The organism is Pseudomonas paraeruginosa (genome assembly GCF_003025345.2).
GTDB classification, from domain to species: Bacteria; Pseudomonadota; Gammaproteobacteria; order Pseudomonadales; family Pseudomonadaceae; genus Pseudomonas; species Pseudomonas paraeruginosa.
Genome location: NZ_CP020560.1, coordinates 4425772 through 4447091 on the forward strand (window position 1 = coordinate 4425772; position 21320 = coordinate 4447091).

The 21320-nt window shown below is 68.1% G+C and carries 19 protein-coding genes; 11 read left to right on the forward strand and 8 right to left on the reverse strand.

The window, feature by feature from the left end; all coding sequences use genetic code 11:
* Positions 1–209: 209 nt before the first annotated feature.
* Positions 210–1379: a chitin-binding protein CbpD gene (cbpD, locus tag B7D75_RS21020; protein ID WP_033997309.1), complete on the forward strand. Its 1170-nt coding sequence runs from the start codon at positions 210–212 to the stop codon at positions 1377–1379.
* A 155-nt stretch (positions 1380–1534) separates the two neighbouring features.
* Positions 1535–2497, forward strand: coding sequence for a threonine dehydratase (locus B7D75_RS21025; protein ID WP_034080219.1), 963 nt, complete (start codon positions 1535–1537; stop codon positions 2495–2497).
* A gap of 10 nt (positions 2498–2507) precedes the next feature.
* Here the strand turns inward: B7D75_RS21025 and B7D75_RS21030 are convergent, their stop codons facing one another.
* The 3 genes from B7D75_RS21030 to B7D75_RS21040 all read right to left on the reverse strand — a co-directional run bounded on the left by B7D75_RS21030 (position 2508) and on the right by B7D75_RS21040 (position 4857).
* A complete protein-coding gene (locus B7D75_RS21030) occupies positions 2508–2927 on the reverse strand; it encodes an MAPEG family protein (RefSeq protein ID WP_012076976.1) in 420 nt (139 codons plus the stop codon).
* 245 nt (positions 2928–3172) lie between these two features.
* On the reverse strand, positions 3173–4123 hold the full coding sequence (gene trxB, locus B7D75_RS21035; RefSeq protein ID WP_033997307.1) for a thioredoxin-disulfide reductase: 951 nt from the start codon (positions 4121–4123) through the stop codon (positions 3173–3175).
* 134 nt (positions 4124–4257) lie between these two features.
* Positions 4258–4857, reverse strand: a complete 600-nt coding sequence (locus tag B7D75_RS21040) for a peroxiredoxin (RefSeq protein WP_034080220.1) — start codon at positions 4855–4857, stop codon at positions 4258–4260.
* A gap of 186 nt (positions 4858–5043) precedes the next feature.
* On the opposite strand from B7D75_RS21040, the gene B7D75_RS21045 reads away from it, so the two are divergent.
* The 5 genes from B7D75_RS21045 to B7D75_RS21065 all read left to right on the forward strand — a co-directional run bounded on the left by B7D75_RS21045 (position 5044) and on the right by B7D75_RS21065 (position 12337).
* Entirely contained in the window at positions 5044–6999 is a 1956-nt protein-coding gene (locus tag B7D75_RS21045) for a sensor domain-containing diguanylate cyclase (RefSeq protein WP_107114386.1), read from the forward strand.
* 84 nt (positions 7000–7083) lie between these two features.
* Entirely contained in the window at positions 7084–7824 is a 741-nt protein-coding gene (gene cysZ, locus B7D75_RS21050; protein ID WP_107114387.1) for a sulfate transporter CysZ, read from the forward strand.
* 376 nt (positions 7825–8200) lie between these two features.
* Positions 8201–10210, forward strand: a complete 2010-nt coding sequence (locus B7D75_RS21055; RefSeq protein WP_053817648.1) for a neutral/alkaline ceramidase — start codon at positions 8201–8203, stop codon at positions 10208–10210.
* A gap of 82 nt (positions 10211–10292) precedes the next feature.
* Complete coding sequence (locus B7D75_RS21060; RefSeq protein WP_034081412.1) at positions 10293–11042, forward strand: hypothetical protein; 750 nt, start codon at positions 10293–10295, stop codon at positions 11040–11042.
* Between the two features lie 74 nt (positions 11043–11116).
* Complete coding sequence (locus B7D75_RS21065; protein ID WP_034081411.1) at positions 11117–12337, forward strand: glycosyltransferase family 4 protein; 1221 nt, start codon at positions 11117–11119, stop codon at positions 12335–12337.
* Between the two features lie 3 nt (positions 12338–12340).
* On the opposite strand, the gene B7D75_RS21070 is transcribed toward B7D75_RS21065, so the two are convergent.
* The 5 genes from B7D75_RS21070 to B7D75_RS21090 form a co-directional block, all read right to left on the reverse strand.
* Complete coding sequence (locus tag B7D75_RS21070) at positions 12341–13300, reverse strand: DegV family protein (protein ID WP_053814426.1); 960 nt, start codon at positions 13298–13300, stop codon at positions 12341–12343.
* Between the two features lie 190 nt (positions 13301–13490).
* A complete protein-coding gene (locus B7D75_RS21075; RefSeq protein ID WP_034081408.1) occupies positions 13491–14603 on the reverse strand; it encodes an NADH:flavin oxidoreductase in 1113 nt (370 codons plus the stop codon).
* A 40-nt stretch (positions 14604–14643) separates the two neighbouring features.
* Positions 14644–15234, reverse strand: a complete 591-nt coding sequence (locus tag B7D75_RS21080; protein ID WP_043098871.1) for a TetR/AcrR family transcriptional regulator — start codon at positions 15232–15234, stop codon at positions 14644–14646.
* Positions 15235–15368: 134 nt separating this feature from the next.
* A complete protein-coding gene (locus B7D75_RS21085) occupies positions 15369–15851 on the reverse strand; it encodes a glutathione peroxidase (RefSeq protein ID WP_012076985.1) in 483 nt (160 codons plus the stop codon).
* Positions 15852–16057: 206 nt separating this feature from the next.
* A complete protein-coding gene (locus tag B7D75_RS21090) occupies positions 16058–16543 on the reverse strand; it encodes an FKBP-type peptidyl-prolyl cis-trans isomerase (RefSeq protein ID WP_012076986.1) in 486 nt (161 codons plus the stop codon).
* Here B7D75_RS21090 and B7D75_RS21095 point away from each other — a divergent pair.
* The 4 genes from B7D75_RS21095 (at position 16512) to B7D75_RS21110 (ending at position 21251) form a co-directional block, all read left to right on the forward strand.
* The gene (locus B7D75_RS21095; protein ID WP_071535371.1) at positions 16512–16850 is read left to right on the forward strand and encodes a DUF3565 domain-containing protein; all 339 of its coding nucleotides are present in this window, start codon (positions 16512–16514) and stop codon (positions 16848–16850) included. The two genes, B7D75_RS21090 and B7D75_RS21095, sit on opposite strands and share 32 nt — an antisense overlap.
* Positions 16850–18034: an acetate kinase gene (locus B7D75_RS21100; protein WP_004367272.1), complete on the forward strand. Its 1185-nt coding sequence runs from the start codon at positions 16850–16852 to the stop codon at positions 18032–18034. Before B7D75_RS21095 ends, B7D75_RS21100 begins: the two co-directional genes overlap by 1 nt.
* A 61-nt stretch (positions 18035–18095) precedes the next feature.
* Positions 18096–20210 carry a phosphate acetyltransferase gene (gene pta, locus B7D75_RS21105; protein WP_058135709.1) on the forward strand — a complete coding sequence of 705 codons (2115 nt, stop codon included), beginning with the start codon at positions 18096–18098 and terminating at the stop codon, positions 20208–20210.
* Positions 20211–20336: 126 nt separating this feature from the next.
* On the forward strand, positions 20337–21251 hold the full coding sequence (locus B7D75_RS21110; RefSeq protein ID WP_004367266.1) for an acyltransferase: 915 nt from the start codon (positions 20337–20339) through the stop codon (positions 21249–21251).
* Positions 21252–21320: the final 69 nt, after the last annotated feature.

Consider the following 21320-nt stretch of genomic DNA (forward strand, 5'->3'; position numbering starts at 1 on the left):
CGTCGCTTCCAGCCCCTCGATGGCGGCCCTTTGCCTGCCTCTACCGGCTCACAGTGCGGGTGCCGACTGCTTTGCATTCCGTGACATCCACCCGCAATGGGTAGGAATTCTGACCGCCCCGTCACATTTGGTAGGGACCCTGCAGCGCCAGCCGGGGCTAGGATCAGCCCGCTTCGCAATGAATCCGGTTCTGCAAAAAAGGACTTGTCATGAAACACTACTCAGCCACCCTGGCACTCCTGCCACTCACCCTCGCCCTGTTCCTGCCCCAGGCGGCCAACGCCCACGGCTCGATGGAAACGCCGCCCAGCCGGGTCTACGGCTGCTTCCTCGAAGGTCCGGAGAATCCCAAGTCGGCCGCCTGCAAGGCCGCCGTCGCCGCCGGCGGCACCCAGGCGCTGTACGACTGGAATGGCGTCAACCAGGGCAACGCCAACGGCAACCACCAGGCGGTGGTCCCCGACGGCCAGCTCTGCGGCGCCGGCAAGGCGCTGTTCAAGGGCCTGAACCTGGCCCGCAGCGACTGGCCGAGCACCGCCATCGCCCCGGACGCCAGCGGCAACTTCCAGTTCGTCTACAAGGCCAGCGCGCCACACGCGACCCGCTACTTCGACTTCTACATCACCAAGGACGGCTACAACCCGGAGAAACCGCTGGCCTGGGGCGACCTGGAGCCGGCGCCGTTCTGTTCGATCACCAGCGTCAAGCTGGAGAACGGCACCTACCGGATGAACTGCCCGCTGCCCCAGGGCAAGACCGGCAAGCACGTGATCTACAACGTCTGGCAGCGCTCGGACAGCCCGGAAGCCTTCTACGCCTGCATCGACGTGAGCTTCAGCGGCGCCGTCGCCAACCCCTGGCAAGCGCTTGGCAACCTGCGTGCGCAGCAGGACCTGCCGGCCGGCGCCACCGTCACCCTGCGCCTGTTCGACGCCCAGGGCCGCGACGCCCAGCGCCACAGCCTGACCCTGGCCCAGGGCAGCAACGGCGCCAAGCAATGGCCGCTGGCGCTGGCGCAGAAGGTCAACCAGGACTCGACCCTGGTCAACGTCGGCGTACTGGATGCCTACGGCGCGGTCAGCCCGGTGGCCAGTTCGCAGGACAACCAGGTCTACGTGCGCCAGGCCGGCTATCGCTTCCAGGTCGACATCGAACTGCCCAGCGAAGGCGGCGGCGAGCAACCGGGCGGCGACGGCAAGGTCGACTTCGACTATCCGCAAGGCCTCCAGCAGTACGACGCCGGCACCGTGGTGCGCGGCGCCGACGGCAAGCGCTACCAGTGCAAGCCCTACCCGAACTCCGGCTGGTGCAAGGGCTGGGATCTGTACTACGCGCCGGGCAAGGGCATGGCCTGGCAGGACGCCTGGACCCTGCTGTAACCCCCATGACTGCCGCCCGCCCCCGGGCGGCAGTCGCTTTCGCCACACAACCGGCCAGCGGTACAGTCCGCCGGCGAAACCCCGGCTACGTGTGCCTGTTCAATCCCCTGTGCGCTCCCTAGGCTGGTCCGACCACAAGTACAGGGGAATCGCACATGTCATTTTCTCTCGCCGCCCTCGAGCAGGCCGCCGCGATCGTCCGCCAGACCCTGCCGCCGACGCCGCAGATCCGCTGGCCGCTGCTGTGCGAGGCGCTGGGCTGCGATGTCTGGATGAAGCACGAGAACCACCTGCCGGTGGGCGCTTTCAAGCTGCGCGGCGGGCTGGCCTACTTCCACCACCTGGCGCACCAGGGCGAACGGCCGGCCGGGGTGATCAGCGCCACCCGCGGCAACCATGGCCAGTCGGTGGCCTTCTCGGCGAGCCGCCATGGTATCCACCCGGTCATCGTCGTGCCGCACGGCAACAGCCGCGAGAAGAACGCGGCGATGCGCAGCCTCGGCGCCGAGCTGGTCGAACACGGTGAGGATTTCCAGGCCTCCCGCGAATACGCCGCCGAGCGCGCCCGGCGCGACGGCCTGCACCTGATTCCGGCGTTCCATCCCTGGCTGGTGGCCGGGGTCGCCAGCTACGCCCTGGAGCTGTTCGCCGCGCAGCCCGATCTCGATGAAGTCTACGTGCCGATCGGCATGGGTTCGGGTATCTGCGGCCTGATCGCCGCACGCGACGCGCTGGGCCTGAAGACCCGCATCGTCGGCGTGGTCTCCGCCCACGCGCCGGCCTATGCGCTGTCGTTCGAGGCCGGCGCGGCGATCAGCCATCCGGTCGCCACCCGGCTGGCCGACGGCATGGCCTGCAGCACCCCGGACCCGAGCGCGCTGGAAATGATCCTGGCCGGCGCCGACCGCGTGGTGCGGGTCAGCGATGCGGAGATCGGCGCGGCCATGCGCCTGTGCTTCACCTGCACCCATAACGTCGGCGAGGGCGCCGGCGTCGCCGCCCTCGCCGCGGCGTGGCAGGAACGCGAGCGCCTCGAGGGACTGAAGGTGGGCCTGATCCTCAGCGGGGCGAACGTCGACCGGGCGCTGTTCGCCGAGCAACTGGCGGCGGTCGACTGAAGCCGCGCCGCTACGCCAGCCCCGCCAGGAGCAGCAGCCACCAGGCCAGCACCAGCAGTTGCACGAGGAAGCCGGCGAAGCGCAGCCAGACGAACAGCGCGGAAATGCTGAGCAGGTGCATCAGCGACTGGAACAGCCGCGCGCCGAGCAGCAGCGGCGCCAGCGGATCGGTCAGGCTGGTCTGTCCGCTGGCGATCGCGTAGAGCAGCACGCCGGCCAGCAGCGGCAGATTCTCCACGCAGTTGGCATGGGCACGGACCAGGCGCTGGCCGAAGCCGCCGGGGGTATTGCTGCCGTCGGCGGCGAAGGCGTTCACCGCCATGCGCCCGCCGAACACCAGCAGGCCACGCTGGCTGACCAGCAGGAAGACCAGCAACAGGGTCCAGGTGATCAGGCCGAGCAGGCAGATTGCGCTAGGGCTGAGAAACATGGATGACCCTCCTTCTTTCTATTGTGGTGGAAACCGCGAAGCGTCTGGATTCTAGGCCGGCTAGAGTAATTGCTCTATTCAACCCTTGCCGACCTTAAGTCGTGTTCTCGCGCGTCGGCCGCGCTCCCCCGCGTCACGGCGTCACCGGATCACCCACCGGCGGCGGCACCCATTTCGCGCGGGCAAAGAAAAGCCCCGCCGAAGCGGGGCCTTCCCTGCACGCAGCACTCAGGGCTGTCTTCTCATCAGAGCGAATCGAGATAGCGCTCCACATCCAGCGCGGCCATGCAACCGGCGCCGGCCGAGGTGATCGCCTGGCGGTAGACGTGGTCTGCCACGTCACCGGCGGCGAACACGCCCGGTACGTTGGTCGCGGTGGCATTGCCTTCACGCCCGCCGTCGACCACCAGGTAGCCGTCCTTCAGGGCCAACTGCCCCTCGAACAGCGAGGTATTGGGAGTATGGCCGATGGCGACGAACATGCCATCCACGGCGATCTCCTCGCTGCCGCCGTCACGCCTCTTCAGCCGCACGCCGGTGACGCCCATGGCGTCGCCGAGCACTTCGTCGACCTCGGCGTCGAGCTTGAGCACTATCCTGCCCTCGGCGACCCGCGCGCGCAGCTTGTCCTGGAGGATCTTCTCGGCGCGGAAGGTCCCGCGGCGATGCACCAGGGTCACCCGGCTGGCGATGTTGGCCAGGTACAGGGCCTCTTCCACGGCGGTATTGCCGCCACCGATCACCGCCACTTCGCGGTTGCGATAGAAGAAGCCGTCGCAGGTGGCGCAGGCCGACACGCCCTTGCCCATGAACGCCTGTTCCGACGGCAGCCCCAGGTAGCGCGCGCTGGCGCCGGTGGCGATGATCAGCGCGTCGCAGGTATAGGTGCCGTTGTCGCCCCGCAGGGTGAACGGCTTGCCGGCCAGGTCCACGGCATGGATGTGGTCGAAGACGATCTCGGTCTCGAAGCGCTCGGCGTGTTCCTGCATCCGCTGCATCAGCGCCGGGCCGGTGAGGCCATGGGGATCGCCGGGCCAGTTGTCGACCTCGGTGGTGGTGGTCAGCTGGCCGCCGGCCTGCATGCCGGTGATCAGCAGCGGCCTGAGGTTGGCGCGCGCGGCGTAGACGGCCGCGCTGTAACCGGCGGGGCCGGAACCGAGGATGATCACTCGGGCATGGCGAACGGTATCGGACATCTCGTCGAACTCCTGCCGACGTCAGCGTCGGCGCGAATAAAAACGGGGCCACCAAAGCACATGGGGAAGGCTTGGAAGGAGCGGTCGCCCCGGGAAAAGACTGGCCGGCCGCTCGCCGCGGCCGGCGACTGGTTTCACAGCGCCTCGGCGTTCTCGGCCAGGTACGCGGCCACGCCCGCGGCGCTCGCCTGCATGCCCTTCCGGCCCTTGCGCCAGCCGGCCGGGCAGACTTCGCCGTGTTCCTCGGTGAACTGCAGGGCCTCGACCAGGCGCACCATCTCGTCCACCTCGCGCCCCAGCGGCAGGTTGTTCACCACCTGGTGCTGGACCACCCCGGCGCGGTCGATCAGGAACGACGCGCGCAAAGCCACGCCGTCGTCATGCTCGATGCCGTAGGCGCGGGTGATCTCGTGCTTGAGGTCGGCGACCATGGTGAACTCGACCGCGCCGATGCCGCCCTTTTCCACCGGCGTGCTGCGCCAGGCGTGGTGGGTGAACTGCGAGTCGATGGACACGCCGACCACTTCCACGCCCAGCTCGCGGAACTTATCCATGCGGTTGTTGTGGGCGATGATTTCCGAAGGGCAGACGAAGGTGAAATCCAGGGGCCAGAAGAACAGCACCACGTACTTGCCGCGCAGGCTGGAAAGCTGGAAGGAATCGACGATGGATCCGTCGCCGAGCACCGCGGCGGCGTTGAAGTCGGGGGCTTGCTTGTTGACCAGTACACTCATCGATGACACTCCTGGAAAGGGCTGGGTCGCGCCCGATGCCGCCGGGCTGCCGAAAGGATATGCGGCGCAGGTTACCCAGCCGCGACGATACATTGAAATGTCGAATTTCAATTCGCATGATAGAGACCGCCTATGCCGGCCTCCTCCGGCTAGACTCAGGCAGTCCCCCACTATCCCGGTCCCCGCATGCCCCTACGTTCGCGCCTGCTCCGGTTGTTCCTGCCGCTGCTGATCGTCAGCCTCGGCGGGATCTGGCTGCTGTCGGAAAGCATCCTGCTCAGCCGTTTCGACCGCGAGGACGAACGGCGCCTGCAGGAAGAGGCGCTGTTCCTGCAGAACAAGCTGGACTTCGAGCTCAAGCGCCACCTCGACATCGTCCATACCTACGCCTGGTGGAACGCCACCTATCGTTTCATCCAGAAGCCCGACGACGATTTCGAACAGGAGAACCTCGACCACGAGATGCTCGACGACCTCGGCTTCGACTTCGTCCTGTTCCTCGACGAGCGCGGGCGCGTGGCGCTCAGGCAGTGGTCGCCGGCCGCTCCCGGCCAGCGCGTGCTGTTCGGCGCATCCTCGGCGTCCGACCAGGAGCTGGCACAAGCCCTGGTACGGCGCGCCCTGGAGCTGGGCGCCATGGATTTCCGGCACGGCACCGGGCACAGCCTGAGCGAGCTGCTGCTGGTGGACAACCTGCCGACCCTGCTGGTCAGCGTGCCGATCAGCGACAACCAGGGCAGCGCACCGCCGAAAGGGGTGATCCTCGCCGGCTACTTCCTCGACCAGGAACGCCTGGGCGGCCTGCGCGAACAGATGAACGCCGACCTGCTGCCGCAGCCCAACGCGCCCACCGACCCGAGCTGGCGAGCCCTCCACAGCCGCACCGGAACCACCCGCAACCAGGCCCTGCTGAGCCCGCGGCGCTTCCTCGGCGAACACCGCCAGCAGGTCTCCCTGCAATACCTCAGCTCGCGCGGCGAGCCGCAGCTGCGCTTCGACATCACCACCCCGCGCCAGCTCTACCTGCAGGGCGAGAAGACCATCAACTTCTTCCTCGGCACCTCCCTGCTGGTCGCGCTGGGCGCCTTCCTGGTCGGCTACCTGGCCCTGGAACTGTGGGTCCTGCGCCGGGTCCAGCGGCTCAACCGGGAGGTCGCCGAGGTCGGCCGCAACAGCCACTCGGCGCGCCTGAGCGACTTCGGCAACGACGAGCTCGGGCAACTGGCCGGCGAGATGAACCAGATGCTCGAACGCCTCGAACACAGCGAGGCGCGCGACCGGGCGATCCTCCAGTCGATGCGCGACGGCTACTTCGAGATGGACGCCGGGGGCGTGATCCTCACCGTCAACCCCGCGCTCTGCCAGTTGCTCGGCCACCCCTGCGAAACGCTGGTCGGCCATCCCTACTACGAACTGCTCGGCGAGGACGACCCGGCGCGCACCCGCCAGCCCTTCCAGCGCGCCATGCAGAGCGGCGCCGGGAAAACCTTCGCCGTGCCCCTCCAGCGCGCCGACGGCAGCCTCGGCTACTTCGAGGCCACGGTCTCGCTGGTCCACGACCTGCAGGGCGAACTGCGCGGCTACCGCGGCATCGTCCGCGACGTCAGCGACCAGGTCGCCTACCAGCAGCAATTGCTGGAAATGGCCTACCGCGACCCGCTGACCGGCCTGGGCAACCGCAAGGCCTTCGAGGAACAGCTCGGCCAGGCGTTGTTCCGCGCCGGCAACGGCGGCGCGGAGATCGCCCTGCTGTACCTGGACCTGGACCGCTTCAAGGAAGTCAACGACCGCTTCGGCCACGACATCGGCGACGCCCTGCTGAGGACCGTCGCCGAGCGCCTGCGCAACACCCTGCGGCAACCGGACAAGGCCTATCGCCTGGGCGGCGACGAGTTCGCCGTGCTCCTCGAGGACAGCCAGGCGAACAGCCCCGCGCGCCTCGCCGAACGGCTGCTGGCGGCGCTGGTCCAGCCCATTGCGCTGGGCGGCGAGCACATCGACTTCGTCACCCCGAGCATCGGCATCGCCCTTTATCCACGGCATGCCGGCGACGCCGAGGGCCTGGTGCGCGCCGCCGACAGCGCCATGTACCAGGCCAAGCGACAACGCAACCGCTACTGCCTGTACCAGGCGTCCCCCTGAAATGCCCGGTCAAACACGCCCTGTCCCGGGCTTTCGCGAGTCTGCTAAGGTTTCTGCCCGCCCCCCATTGGAGAGCCCCTACCCATGCCAGCCCTGAGCGGCCCGCAATACCTCGGTGAAGGCCTGAGGCTGATCATGCGCCCCGGCCTGCGCCTGTTCGTGCTGATCCCCCTGAGCATCAACCTGCTGGTGTTCGCCCTGCTGATCGGCTTCGCCATGCAGCAGTTCAGCCACTGGGTCGACCTGCTGATGCCCAGCCTGCCCGACTGGCTGGGCTTCCTGCAGTACATCGTCTGGCCACTGTTCGTCCTGCTGGTGCTGGTGATCGTGTTCTTCACCTTCACCATGGTCGCCAACATCATCTCCGCGCCGTTCAACGGCTTCCTCTCGGAAAAGGTCGAGGTGGTGGTTCGCGGCCGCGACGACTTCCCGCCGTTCAGCTGGGCCGAACTGCTGGCGATGATCCCGCGCACCATGGGCCGGGAGATGCGCAAGCTCGCCTACTTCCTGCCGCGCGCGCTGGTGCTGCTGGTGCTGAGCTTCGTGCCCGGGGTCAACCTGGTCGCCACGCCGCTGTGGATCCTCTTCGGCATCTGGATGATGGCGGTGCAGTACATCGACTACCCGGCGGACAACCACAAGCTCGGCTGGAACGAGATGCTCGCCTGGCTGCGCAGCAAGCGCTGGGCCTGCATGGGCTTCGGCGGGATGACCTACCTGGCGCTGCTGATCCCGCTGGTCAACCTGGTGATGATGCCCGCCGCCGTCGCCGGCGCGACCCTGTTCTGGGTCCGCGAGGAAGGCGAGAAGGCGCTGGTCAGGTAATCGCCCCGCCGGTCTCGCCTGTCGGCATTGTCATCCTGGCGTCACCGGCCTGACAGCGCCGACCGGGCACACTGCAACGGCCCTCGGGAGCGTCGGCGCGGACCGCAGCCGAGACCCGCGCCAGCCCTTGCAGACCGGCGAGACGCTGCCGAACCCGACTGGCCGCCCGTGCCCTCCCCACGCAGGCGGCCTTTTTTATGCCCGCCCGCCGCCCGGGCAGGATGGCCGCCGTCCACCCCCTTGCTGTCCGCAACGCCCCCCTCCGCCCGTACCAGCTGGCACTACAGTGGCAACCAGGCGAAGCGGGCCGCGCCCCGCCTTCGTCGACCCCGGTTCCCCACACCGCCTTTCGGCGGACGACAAGAAGAGGGTCGCCATGTCACGTTCCGCGCTCACCAGACTGTTGCTGTCCTGCATCCTGCTGGTCCTTTCCCACCCCTCGCGGGCCGACGATCTGCCCTACCGCTTCGGCCTGGGCAAGGCGGACATCACCGGCGAAGCCGCCGAAGTCGGCATGATGGGTTACTCGTCCCTCGAACAGAAGACCGCCGGCATCCACATGCGCCAGTGGGCACGCGCCTTCGTCATCGAGGAACCGGCCAGCGGACGCCGCCTGGTCTACGTCAACACCGACCTGGGGATGATCTTCCAGGCCGTGCACCTGAAGGTCCTGGCCCGGCTCAAGGCGAAGTACCCCGGGATCTACGACGAGAACAACGTGATGCTGGCCGCCACCCACACCCACTCCGGTCCGGGCGGCTTCTCCCACTACGCGATGTACAACCTGTCGGTGCTCGGCTTCCAGGAAAAGACCTTCGACGCCATCGTCGACGGTATCGTCCGCGCCATCGAGCGGGCCCAGGCCAGGCTGCAGCCCGGCCGCCTGTTCTACGGCAGCGGCGAGCTGCGCAACGCCAGCCGCAACCGCTCGCTGCTGTCGCACCTGAAGAACCCGGACATCGCCGGCTACGAGGACGGCATTGATCCGCAGATGAGCGTGCTCAGCTTCGTCGACGCCAACGGCGAGCTGGCCGGGGCGATCAGCTGGTTCCCGGTGCACAGCACCTCCATGACCAACGCCAACCGCCTGATCTCACCGGACAACAAGGGCTACGCCAGCTACCACTGGGAGCACGACGTCAGCCGCAAGGCCGGCTTCGTCGCGGCCTTCGCCCAGACCAACGCCGGCAACCTGTCGCCCAACCTGAACCTGAAGCCCGGTTCCGGCCCCTTCGACAACGAGTTCGACAACACCCGCGAGATCGGCCTGCGCCAGTTCGCCAAGGCCTACCAGATCGCCGGCGAGAACCAGGAAGAGGTGCTCGGCGAACTGGATTCGCGCTTCCGCTTCGTCGATTTCACCCGCCTGCCGATCCGCCCCGAGTTCACCGACGGCCAGCCGCACCAGCTATGCAGCGCAGCCATCGGCACCAGCCTGGCCGCCGGCAGCACCGAGGACGGCCCCGGGCCGCTGGGCCTGGAGGAAGGCAACAACCCGTTCCTCTCGGCCCTCGGCGGGCTGCTCACCGGAGTACCGCCGAAGGAGTTGGTGCAGTGCCAGGCGGAAAAGACCATCCTCGCCGACACCGGCAACAAGCAACCCTACCCCTGGACGCCGACCGTGCTGCCGATCCAGATGTTCCGCATCGGCCAGCTGGAACTGCTCGGCGCCCCGGCGGAATTCACCGTCATGGCCGGCGTGCGCATCCGCCGCGCGGTGCAGGCGGCCAGCGAGGCGGCCGGCATCCGCCACGTGATCTTCAACGGCTACGCCAACGCCTATGCCAGCTACGTCACCACCCGCGAGGAATACGCCGCCCAGGAATACGAGGGCGGCTCGACCCTCTACGGGCCCTGGACCCAGGCCGCCTACCAGCAACTCTTCGTCGACATGGCGGTGGCGCTGCGCGAGCGCCTGCCGGTGGAAACCTCGGCTATCGCGCCGGACCTGTCCTGCTGCCAGATGAACTTCCAGACCGGAGTAGTGGCCGACGATCCCTATATCGGCAGGTCCTTCGGCGACGTGTTGCAACAACCCAGGGAAAGTTATCGGGTCGGCGATACGGTGATCGTCGCCTTCGTGAGCGGACATCCGAAGAACGACCTGCGCACCGAGAAGACCTTCCTGGAAGTGGTGAACATCGGCAAGGACGGCAAGCAGCCCCCCATGGCCGTTGCCACCGACAATGACTGGGAGACCACGTATCGTTGGCAAAGAGTCGGCATATCGGCCTCGAAGGCGACCATCAGCTGGACCATTCCCCAGGGAACGGAACCGGGCCGCTACTACATCAGGCACTATGGCAACACGAAGAACTTCTGGACCCAGAAGGTCAGCGAGATCGGCGGCGCCACCCGTTCGTTCGACGTACTGCCCGGGCCCTGAACCCGCTTCGGCTGCCGCTCTGGAAGCGCGACGCTGGCGGATGCGCTAGGCTGGGCCCCTTCTCCGCACCAGGGACCCGTCCATGCCCCACCGCGTAACTTTCGGCGATACCTTTCCGGCTGAGCAACAGGCTGCGCTGCTGGCGCTGGTCGAGCAGGCCTACAGCCGCTTCACCGCGCAGTTCGCCAGCGCCGATGCCGCCCGCCTGCCGCTGCTGGTACAGGTGGAGCCGAGCACGGACGGCCATGCGGGCGAGGCCCGGAACGGATGCGTGAGGCTGCGGATCGCGGCGTCCTACGAAGCGGACGATCTGGCCCGCATGATCCATCACGAAATGGTCCACGCGCTCCAGCAGCACCTGCTCCGTCCCCTCGGTCCCTATGCCCTGCCGACCTGGTTCGCCGAAGGGATGGCGGTCGCCTGCTCCGGCCAGGGCATTACCTTCTCGAACCGGGACGAGGAGGGATTCGGCTGGCTGGACATCCATGAAGCCCTCGAGCAATCCGGCCATGTGGATGTTCCGCTGATGGACAGGCACTCCGAGGTTCCCCAGAGCTATCCCTGCAACGAGCGCTACCAGCTCTGGGGCTGTCTGTTCCTCTACGCCTGCGGCGATGGTCCGCGCCTGGATGAACGCTACAAGAAGGACGACGGCCCGTTCCTCCGCGCCAGCGAGCTCGAGCGCGCCCTGGCCGTCATACGGCACTATGTCGAAGCCCGGCAGGCGGATACAGCCGCCGGTTTCCAGGCCAGCCTCGCCAGCCTCTGCCCCAACCCGCCGCCCACCTACGCCGACCTGGCGGCCCAACTGGCGCGGTTTCTCCAGGATTGAGCCCGGCGGGCGCCGTCATCAAGTCATCACGAAAACGTCACATCCGCTACACGGCGCCGGTCGACACTGGCGTCATGAGCAGACCCCTGAGCATCGCCCTGATCAGCGAAACCTATCCGCCGGAAGTCAACGGCGTCGCCAACACCCTGGGACGCCTGCACGCCGGCCTCCAGCAGCTCGGCCACCGGGTCCAGGTGGTGCGCCCGCGCCAACCGGGCGACGACGGCCGGCGCAGCGATGCCGAGCTGCTGCTGACCCGCGGCTGGCCGCTGCCCGGCTACCCCGGCCTGCAATGGGGCATGTCGAGCCTGCACAAGCTGCTGCGCTGCTGGAAACGCCAGCGCCCCGACGTGCTCTACATCGCCACCGAAGGCCCGCTCGGCTTCTCCGCCCTGCGCGCCGCGCGGCGCCTGGGCATCCCGGCGGTCAGCGGCTTCCACACCAACTTCCAGCAGTACAGCGAGCACTACGGCTTCGGCCCGCTGACCCGGCTGGTCACCGGCTACCTGCGCTGGTTCCACAACCGCACGCAGATGACCCTGGTGCCCAGCGGCAGCCAGCGCATGGAATTGCAGCGGCGCGGTTTCGAACGCCTCAACCTGCTCTCGCGCGGGGTCGACAGCCAACTTTTCCACCCCTCCCGCCGCGATTCCGAGCTGCGCCGGCGCTGGGGCCTGGGCGAACAGGACATCGCCGTGCTGCACGTCGGCCGGCTGGCCGCGGAGAAGAACCTCGGCCTGCTCGGCGGCAGCTTCCGCGCGCTCTGTGCCGCCCATCCGCAGCTGAAGCTGCGCCTGGTGCTGGTGGGTGACGGGCCGGAACGCAAGCACCTCGAACGCGACCTGCCCGAAGCGCTGTTCTGCGGCGTGCAGCGCGGCGAGACCCTGGCCGCCCACTACGCCTCCGGCGACCTGTTCCTCTTCCCGAGCCTGTCGGAAACCTTCGGCAACGTGGTCCTCGAAGCCCAGGCCGCCGGCCTCGCGGTGGTGGCCTTCGACCAGGCGGCCGCCGGCCAGCACATCCGCCACGGGCACAACGGCGTGCTCGCCGCGCCGGGCGACAACGCCGGCTTCGTCGAAGTCGCCAGCTGGCTGCTGGGCGATCAGGAGCGCCTGCGCCGGGTCCGTCTCAACGCCCGCCAGCACGCCAGCCGGCAAGGCTGGGAGAGCATCGTCGAACATTTCCAGAACTACCTGGAAGACGCCTGCGCCAGCCCGCTGCTCCAGCCCGCCCCGGCCAGGCCCGAGCGGCCGCCGGCGGAGGATGGCGGAGCCTTGCCGCGCAGCCGCGAGTGAGCCTCAGGCAAAGGGTTTCGGCGCGGCGATGAAGCCCAGGCTCATCGCCCCGGCGCCCAGGTTGATGCCGCCGGTAGGGCTGAGCATGCCCAGGTGCAAGTGGATGTCGCGCTCGCGACAGGCGTTCTCCAGCGCGGCGAAGCCCGGCAGGTCGCGCAGCGCGGTCGGATCGCCGGCATAGCTGAGACCCAGTTGCGGTGCCAGCAGCTCACCCGCCTGTACCCGCGCCAGGGCGTAGCCGAGCAGCTTCTCCGCCGACTTCTCGAAACTCGGCGAGAGCGCCACCGGCTTGTCCTCGCCTTCGGCCAGGCTGAACACCGGCTTGACGTCGAGCAGCGAGCCCAACCCCAGCGCCGCGCCCTTGACCCGGTCGACGAAACCGCTGCGATCGCCCTTCTGGAAGCCGCGCCGGCGCAAGTGGCCGAGGTCGTCGGCGACCAGGTAGGTGCAGGTCTGCTGGCTGAGCTGTTCGAGGCGCGTGCGCAGCGCGTTGGGGTGGCTGCCCTGCGCCAGCAGGCGCGCAGCCTCTGCGGCCAGGCAGGCGAGGCCGGCGAACACCGCGTGGCTGTCGAGTACGCGCAGGGTGAAGGGACCGGCGATGCCGGCCGCGTGGCGGCGCTCGTGGTAATGCTGGAGCAGGCCGAAGGAGGCCTGGGTGGCGTGCTCGAAGATCGGGCTGCGCAGGCTGTCGACGGTGAGGCAGACCACGTAGTCGAAGTCGGTCACCAGTTCGTCGAGGAACCATTGCTGCAACTCGGCGGCGGAGAGCGGCTGGCTGCCGTCCTTGCTGCCGACCTTGGGCAGGTGGTCGCGGTAGAAGCTCAGGGTGGTGTCGGGGTCGCGTCGATCGATGAGCCGCTGCTCGCCCAGGCGGATCCCGATCGGCATCACGCGGATGCCGTGGGCGGCGAGGAATTCGGGCGGCAGGTCGCAGGTCGCGTCGACCACCAGGCCGATACGCATGGATTCGCTCCTCTGGCCGTTTCTCGGCCTATTGTTGTGTTGGCGGTCATACAATGCCCGTTTCGGACTTTGAAGTCAGCCGGTCGCACGGCGGGTTTTCGGAAAAAATCACGGGCATGAAAAATCCCACCCCGAGGGGTGGGATCTCCTTGCCGGCGCGGCGCCGGGCCGGTGCGCCGCGGACGCGGCCTCAGACCAGGCTGGCCAGGGCCTCGCGGCTGAACGGCTTGATGTCGCCGATACGCCCCTCGCGGACCTTCACCGCCCACTCCGGATCCACCAGCAGCGCGCGGCCCACCGCGACCAGGTCGAACTCGCCCTTGTCCAGGCGCTCCACCAGGCCGTCGATGCTCGCCGGCTGCGCCACCTCGTCGGTGTTGCCGAAGAATTGCAGGAACTCGCTGCCGTCCAGGCCGACGTTACCCACGGTAATGGTCGGCTTGCCGGTCAGCTCGCGGGTCCAGCCGGCCAGGTTGAGTTCCGAGCCTTCGAACTCGGGAATCCAGAAGCGCCGGGTCGAGCAGTGGAAGATATCGACGCCGGCCTCCACCAGCGGCGCGAGGAACTCGCGCAGGCCCTCCGGGCTTTCCACCAGGCGCGCGGAATAGTCCTGCTGCTTCCATTGGGAGAAGCGGAAGATGATCGGGAAATCCGCGCCGACCGCCGCGCGCACCGCTTGCACCAGCTCGACGGCGAAGCGCGAGCGATTGGCCAGGCTGCCGCCGTACTCGTCGTCGCGCTGGTTGCTGCCTTCCCAGAAGAACTGGTCGATCAGGTAGCCGTGGGCGCCGTGGATCTCCACCCCGTCCATGCCGATCGCCTGGGCGTCGCGGGCGGCCTGGGCGAAGGCGGCGATGACCTCCTGGATGTCGGCCTTGCTCATGCCGTGGACCAGCACCTTGCCGTCCTTGGCCTTCTCCATCGGGCCGTAGCCGGGCACGCTGGCGTCCGGCTCCACGCCCAGGCGGCGGACGCTGCCGACGTGCCAGAGCTGCGGAACGATGCGCCCGCCCTCGGCATGCACTGCCTCGACCACCTGCTTCCAGCCGGCCAGGGCGTCCTCGCCATGGAAGCGCGGCACGTTCGGATAGCCGTTGGCGGCCTTGTGGCCGACCGTGGTGCCTTCGCTGACGATCAGGCCGACGCCGGCGGCGGCGCGTCGGCGGTAGTACTCGACGACCTTGGCGTCGGGTACGCCGCCGGGGGAAAAGTTGCGCGTCATCGGCGCCATCACCACGCGGGTGGGCAGTTCCAGGGCGCCGAGGCGGAACGGTTGGAACAGGGCTTCTACGGGGGCACTCATGGACGGACTCCTGAGGGGGAATGGGCGGGTCGGGCAGGTATCAGGCGCGGAGCAGCAGCTCCAGACGCGACATGAAAGCATTCAGCGGAGCGAGGCCGGCGCCGACCTTGAAGCGCGCCAGGGCGCCCTGCCAGGCGCAGCCGATGAAGCCGGCCAGGCTCGCGCAGTCCTCGTCGGCGGCCAGTTCGCCGGCCTCGCGCGCCTGCTCCAGGCAGTCCTGGAGGATTCGCGCGGAAGCCTGCAGGATCGACTCGACCCTGGCCGCGATCGGCGGCGACAGCTCGGCCATCTCGAAGCTCAGGCTGCCGATGAAGCAGTGGTATTCGGGCTTTTCCTGGCGGGCGAAGTGCTCCAGCAGCTCGCCGTAGTAGCGCAGCACCCGCTCGCGCGGGCTGAAGCGGCGGTCGCCGAGGGCCTGGGCGTAGCGCGCCAGGCGCGGCGCGTAGACGTGTTCCAGGGCCTGCTCGGCGAAGGCTTCCTTGCTGTCGAAGTAGTGATAGAAGGAGCCCTTGGGAATGCGCGCGGCCTGGACGATCTCCAGCACCCCGGTACCGTGGTAGCCGCGCCGGGTCATGACCTCGGAGCCCTTGGCCAGGATCAGTTCACGCTTGTCGAGTCGATTGCTGTTCATGGAGCGAGAGAATATGACCGGTCGTCTCGCTCGCCCAGCACTATCAACGACAGTGATCAGGCATCACAGGCCGGGGCTTGTCGCGCCGCGTTCGGGAGGGAAAGGCGCCGGCGGGAGGCCTCCCGCCGGGACAGTCAACCCAGGGCCTTCTCGATGGCCTGCACCAGGGCCGGGTCGTCCGGCGCGGTGCGTGGGCTGAAGCGCGCCAGCACGCGGCCATCGGGGCCGAGGAGGAATTTCTCGAAGTTCCAGGTGATGTCGCCGGGAAACTCCGCGCCCTCGCCCGCCAGCAGGCGATAGAGCGGGTGCCGCGCACTGCCGTTGACCTCGACCTTGGCGCTCATCGGGAAGCTGACGCCATAGTTCAGGCTGCAGAAGGACTGGATCTCCGCCTCGCTGCCCGGCTCCTGGCCGGCGAACTGGTTGCAGGGGATGCCGAGCACCGCGAAACCGCGCTCGCGGTAGGTCTGGTAGAGGTTCTCCAGGCCGGCGTACTGGGGTGTCAGGCCGCATTTGGAGGCGACATTGACCACCAGCAGCACCTTGCCCTTGAACGGGGAAAGCGGCAGGTCCTGTCCATCCAACCCCTGCAGGGTGAGATCGTGAAAGGCACTCATGACGTACTCCTTGCGCATTCAGCGACACAACGTGCCAAGCCCCGCAGCGGACGGGATTCCCGGCTGCGGCGCAACCCCGGGGGACGGGGTGGAGAGCCCAGGCATGGCGCATGACGCGAAAGGCGCCCAAAGGCGCCTTTCGCAGTATCAGCTTAGCAGTTCCGCCGCTGGACGGCCCAGGCCATCAATCGGCGAACGACAGCCGATCAGTGGTGATGACCACCCTCGCCATGGATGTGGCCATGGGCGATTTCCTCGGCGTTGGCGTCGCGCACGTCGACCACCTTGACCTTGAAGTTCAGGCGCTGGCCGGCCAGCGGGTGGTTGCCGTCGACGGTCACGTCGTCGCCGTCGATGTCGCGGATGGTGACGATCTGCATGCCGCCGTCCGGCGCCGAGGCATGGAACTGCATGCCCACTTCCAGCTCGTCGACGCCCTCGAACATCTCGCGGGTCAGGGTCGCGACCAGCTCGGCGCTGTACTCGCCATAGGCATCTTCCGGCTCGATGGCGACGCTCAGCTCGTCACCGACGTTCTTGCCTTCCAGGGCCTTCTCCAGGCCGACGATGATGTTGCCGGCACCGTGCAGGTAAACCAGCGGCGCGCCACCTGCGGAACTGTCGATGACATCCCCGGCGTCGTTGGTCAGGGTATAGTCGATGGAAACCGCCTTGTTGGCCGCGATCTGCATGGTACGAAACCTTTTCGATAAAGAAGATGAATGCGCAAGTGTACGCATCAATAGCCCCGAAAGCGACCGCGCCCCGGATGAACGGGACGTGCGAACGCCGTCGCGGGTGATTGATTTTCATCAGGACGAGGAAGGCCATTGGGTGGCAGTCTTGTCCTGTGGCCATACTCAGCACCTGCGCCACCAACCGCCCTGGCAGTCGCGCGCCTGGGTCCTGGACGAAAACGCGCGGCACAGACAGCTCGGCCGCCCCTTTCGCTGCGGCTGGTGTGCCCGGGAACAAGAAGAGCAGACCAAGGAGCAGTGATGCCCTCACGCAACATTCTGGTGATCAACTGCGGCAGTTCGTCGATCAAGTTCGCCCTGGTCAACGAAGCCCATTCCCTGTTTCCCCTGCACGGCCTCGCCGAGCGCCTGGGCAGCCGCGACGCGGTGCTGCGCTGGAAGCGCGGCGGCGACAGCGACAGCCTGATGATTCCCAACGCCGACCACCGCGCCGCCCTCGCCCAACTGTTGCCGATGGTGCAGAACGCCGCCGGCGGCAAGCTGCACGGCATCGGCCACCGGGTGGTGCACGGCGGCGAGCTGTTCACCCATGCCACGCGCCTCGACGGGCGGGTGATCGAAGCGATCCGCGCCACCGCGCCGCTGGCGCCGCTGCACAACCCGGCCAACCTGCAGGGCATCGAAGCGGCGATGACGCTGTTCCCCGGGCTGCCGCACGTCGCCGTGTTCGACACCGCCTTCCACCAGAGCCTGCCGGAACATGCCTACCGCTACGCCCTGCCGGAAGCCCTCTATCGCGAGCACGGCGTGCGCCGCTACGGCTTCCACGGCACCAGCCACCGCTACGTCAGCCACCGCGCGGCGGAAATGGCCGGGCTGGCGGTCGGCGACAGCAGCTGGCTCAGCGCCCATCTCGGCAACGGCAGCTCGACCTGCGCCATCGTCAACGGCCAGAGCCTCGACACCAGCATGGGCCTGACCCCGCTGGAGGGCCTGGTGATGGGCACCCGCAGCGGCGACGTCGACCCCAACCTGCACAGCCACCTGGCGCGGACCCTGGGCTGGAGCCTGGAGCGCATCGACTCGATGCTGAACAACGAGAGCGGCCTGCTCGGCCTCTCCAACCTGTCCAACGACATGCGCACCCTGGAGCAGGAGCGCGAGCAGGGCCACCCCGGCGCGGCCCTGGCGATCGAGGTGTTCTGCTACCGCCTGGCCAAGTCCCTGGCGGCGATGAGCTGCGCCCTGCCGCAGCTGGACGGGGTGATCTTCACCGGCGGCATCGGCGAGAACTCGCCGCTGGTGCGCGCCAAGACCGTGGCCCACCTGCGACTGTTCGACCTGCGCCTGGACCAAGAGGCCAACGCCCGCTGCGTGCGCGGCGTCGCCGGACCGATCCAGGCCACGGGCCACCCGCGGGTGCTGGTCATCCCGACCAACGAAGAGCGGCAGATCGCCCTCGACACCCTGGCCCTGCTCGACTGAACGGGACCGGAGCCCCCGCCCACCCGGCGGCGCGGCCCAACGCACGGCTTAAGGAGCCCAGATGCATACCTTCTTCATCGCCCCGACCGGCTTCGGCGTCGGCCTCACCTCGATCAGCCTCGGCCTGCTCCGCGCCCTCGAGCGCGCCGGACTGAAGGTCGGCTTCTTCAAACCCATCGCCCAGTTGCACCCCGGCGACCTCGGCCCGGAGCGCTCCAGCGAACTGGTGGCGCGCACCCACGGCCTGGACACGCCGAAACCGCTGCCACTAGCGCAGGTCGAGCGGATGCTCGGCGACGGCCAGCTGGACGAACTGCTCGAAGAGATCATCAGCCTCTACCAGCGCGCCGCCACCGACAAGGACGTGGTGATCGTCGAAGGCATGGTGCCGACCCGCCACGCCAGCTATGCCGCGCGGGTCAACTTCCACCTGGCGAAGAGCCTCGACGCCGAGGTGATCCTGGTCTCGGCGCCGGAGAACGAGACCCTCACCGAACTCACCGACCGCATCGAGATCCAGGCCCAGCTGTTCGGCGGCCCGCGCGACCCGAAGGTGCTCGGGGTGATCCTCAACAAGGTCCGCGGCGAGGCCGACGCGGCCAGCGCCGAGGACGGCGTCGCCGACTTCGCCCGGCGCCTGACCGAACACTCGCCGCTGCTGCGCGACGACTTCCGCCTGATCGGTTGCATTCCCTGGCAGGACGAGCTCAACGCCGCGCGCACCCGCGACATCGCCGACCTGCTCAGCGCGCGGGTGATCAACGCCGGCGACTACGAGCAGCGCCGGGTGCAGAAGATCGTGCTGTGCGCCCGCGCCGTGCCCAACACCGTGCAGTTGCTCAAGCCCGGCGTGCTGGTGGTGACCCCCGGCGACCGCGACGACATCATCCTCGCCGCCAGCCTGGCCTCGATGAACGGCGTGCCGCTGGCCGGACTGCTGCTGTGCAGCGACTTCCCACCCGACCCGCGGATCATGGAACTCTGCCGTGGCGCCCTGCAGGGCGGCCTGCCGGTGCTGTCGGTGGCCACCGGCTCCTACGACACGGCGACCAACCTGAACCGGATGAACAAGGAAATCCCGGTGGACGACCGCGAGCGCGCCGAGCGGGTCACCGAGTTCGTCGCCGGGCACATCGACTTCGAATGGCTCAAGCAGCGCTGCGGCACGCCGCGCGAGCTGCGCCTGTCGCCGCCGGCGTTCCGCTACCAGGTGGTGCAGCGCGCGCAGAAGGCCGGCAAGCGCATCGTCCTGCCCGAGGGCAGCGAGCCGCGCACCGTGCAGGCCGCGGCGATCTGCCAGGCGCGCGGGATCGCCCGCTGCGTGCTGCTGGCCAAGCCGGAAGAGGTCCGGGCGGTGGCCCAGGCCCAGGGCATCGTGCTGCCGGAAGGGCTGGAGATCATCGATCCGGACCTGGTCCGGCAGCGCTACGTCGAGCCGATGGTCGAGCTGCGCAAGGGCAAGGGGCTGAACGCGCCGATGGCGGAGCAGCAACTGGAGGACAGCGTGGTCCTGGCGACCATGATGCTCGCCCTCGACGAGGTCGACGGCCTGGTCTCCGGCGCCATCCACACCACCGCCAGCACCATCCGCCCGGCGCTGCAACTGATCAAGACCGCGCCCGGCTACAACCTGGTGTCGTCAGTGTTTTTCATGTTGTTACCGGACCAGGTGCTGGTCTACGGCGATTGCGCGGTGAATCCCGATCCTTCGGCCAGTGACCTGGCCGAGATCGCCGTGCAGAGTGCCGCGTCGGCGCAGGCTTTCGGCATCCCGGCACGGGTCGCGATGATCAGCTACTCCACCGGCGACTCCGGTTCCGGCGTCGATGTCGACAAGGTCCGCGAGGCCACCCGCCTGGCGCGCGAGCAGCGACCCGACCTGTTGATCGACGGACCCTTGCAGTATGATGCCGCCGCCATCGCCAGCGTCGGCCGCCAGAAGGCGCCGAACAGCCCGGTGGCCGGGCAGGCCACGGTGTTCATCTTCCCCGACCTGAACACCGGCAACACGACCTACAAGGCAGTGCAGCGCAGCGCCGATTGCGTCAGCGTCGGGCCGATGCTGCAAGGCCTGCGCAAACCGGTGAACGACCTGTCGCGCGGCGCGCTGGTGGAAGACATCGTCTACACCATCGCCCTCACCGCCATCCAGGCGGACGCCCAGGCGCCGGCCTGAGGGAACGCCGCCCGATGGGCGGCACTGGCTTCGGCCAGGCACGAGGATGTGCCATGTGAACGGCGGGATCACGCCCCGCTCCACGCGCCCGGCCCTGGCCGGGCGCCTACGTACAAGGACTCCTCGATGCTTTCGTTTCTCCCCCATTTCCTGCGCGGCTCGCTGGCCGGCCTGCTGCTGGTGGCCAGCACCCTGTGCTGGGCCTGCCTGCTGTTCGGCATGACCCTGGTCAAGCTGCTGCTGCCGTTCGCCGCCGCCCAGCGCCTGTGCAGCAAGATCATGAGCCTGATCGCCGAAGGCTGGATCGCCTGCAACAAGGGCTGGATGAACCTGGTCCAGCGCACCCGCTGGAACGTCCAGGGCCTGCAGGGGCTGGAGTACCAGCATTCCTACCTGGTCACCAGCAACCACCAGAGCTGGGTCGACATCCTCGTCCTGCAATACCAGTTGAACCGGCGCATCCCGCTGCTGCGCTTCTTCCTCAAGCAGGAACTGATCTGGGTGCCGATCATCGGCCTGTGCTGGTGGGCCCTCGATTTCCCCTTCATGAAGCGCTACAGCAAGGCCTACCTGGCCAGGCATCCGGAAAAGAAAGGCCAGGACCTCGCGACCACGCGCAAGGCCTGCGCCAAGTTCAGCCGCATCCCGGTGGCGGTGTTCAACTTCCTCGAAGGCACCCGCTTCACCCGCGCCAAGCACGACGAGCAGCAGTCGCCGTTCCGCCACCTGCTCAAGCCCAAGGCCGGCGGCATCGCCTTCGTCCTCGACGCCATGGGCGAGCAGCTGAAGACCCTGGTCAACGTGACCATCCACTACCCGGACGGCAGCCCGACCTTCTGGTGCCTGCTTTCCGGACGCCTGAAGGAGGTCGTGGTGCGCTTCGAGGAACTGGAAATCCCGCGCCAGTTCGTCGGCAAGAGCTACGACCAGGACGCCGCCTACCGCGCGGAGTTCCAGCAATGGGTCAACCAACTGTGGGAGCGCAAGGACCAGTTGCTCGACAGCCTGCACCGCGAGTTTCCCGGTAACGCCAAGGCGTAGAACGAAGAGCGCCTACCAGCGCCCATGAAAAAGCCCGCCGAATGGCGGGCTTTTTCGTCCAGGCCGCGA

Coding starts and splice junctions, on each gene's coding strand:
- pta (WP_058135709.1), top strand. CDS start 18,096: ATGCATACCTTCTTCATCGCCCCGACCGGCTTCGGCGTCGGCCTCACC.
- B7D75_RS21040 (WP_034080220.1), bottom strand. CDS start 4,857: ATGAGTGTACTGGTCAACAAGCAAGCCCCCGACTTCAACGCCGCCGCG.
- B7D75_RS21100 (WP_004367272.1), top strand. CDS start 16,850: ATGCCCTCACGCAACATTCTGGTGATCAACTGCGGCAGTTCGTCGATC.
- B7D75_RS21110 (WP_004367266.1), top strand. CDS start 20,337: ATGCTTTCGTTTCTCCCCCATTTCCTGCGCGGCTCGCTGGCCGGCCTG.
- B7D75_RS21060 (WP_034081412.1), top strand. CDS start 10,293: ATGCCCCACCGCGTAACTTTCGGCGATACCTTTCCGGCTGAGCAACAG.
- trxB (WP_033997307.1), bottom strand. CDS start 4,123: ATGTCCGATACCGTTCGCCATGCCCGAGTGATCATCCTCGGTTCCGGC.
- B7D75_RS21080 (WP_043098871.1), bottom strand. CDS start 15,234: ATGAACAGCAATCGACTCGACAAGCGTGAACTGATCCTGGCCAAGGGC.
- B7D75_RS21070 (WP_053814426.1), bottom strand. CDS start 13,300: ATGCGTATCGGCCTGGTGGTCGACGCGACCTGCGACCTGCCGCCCGAA.
- B7D75_RS21055 (WP_053817648.1), top strand. CDS start 8,201: ATGTCACGTTCCGCGCTCACCAGACTGTTGCTGTCCTGCATCCTGCTG.
- B7D75_RS21045 (WP_107114386.1), top strand. CDS start 5,044: ATGCCCCTACGTTCGCGCCTGCTCCGGTTGTTCCTGCCGCTGCTGATC.
- B7D75_RS21090 (WP_012076986.1), bottom strand. CDS start 16,543: ATGCAGATCGCGGCCAACAAGGCGGTTTCCATCGACTATACCCTGACC.
- cbpD (WP_033997309.1), top strand. CDS start 210: ATGAAACACTACTCAGCCACCCTGGCACTCCTGCCACTCACCCTCGCC.
- B7D75_RS21025 (WP_034080219.1), top strand. CDS start 1,535: ATGTCATTTTCTCTCGCCGCCCTCGAGCAGGCCGCCGCGATCGTCCGC.
- B7D75_RS21030 (WP_012076976.1), bottom strand. CDS start 2,927: ATGTTTCTCAGCCCTAGCGCAATCTGCCTGCTCGGCCTGATCACCTGG.
- B7D75_RS21075 (WP_034081408.1), bottom strand. CDS start 14,603: ATGAGTGCCCCCGTAGAAGCCCTGTTCCAACCGTTCCGCCTCGGCGCC.
- cysZ (WP_107114387.1), top strand. CDS start 7,084: ATGCCAGCCCTGAGCGGCCCGCAATACCTCGGTGAAGGCCTGAGGCTG.
- B7D75_RS21095 (WP_071535371.1), top strand. CDS start 16,512: ATGGAAACCGCCTTGTTGGCCGCGATCTGCATGGTACGAAACCTTTTC.
- B7D75_RS21085 (WP_012076985.1), bottom strand. CDS start 15,851: ATGAGTGCCTTTCACGATCTCACCCTGCAGGGGTTGGATGGACAGGAC.
- B7D75_RS21065 (WP_034081411.1), top strand. CDS start 11,117: ATGAGCAGACCCCTGAGCATCGCCCTGATCAGCGAAACCTATCCGCCG.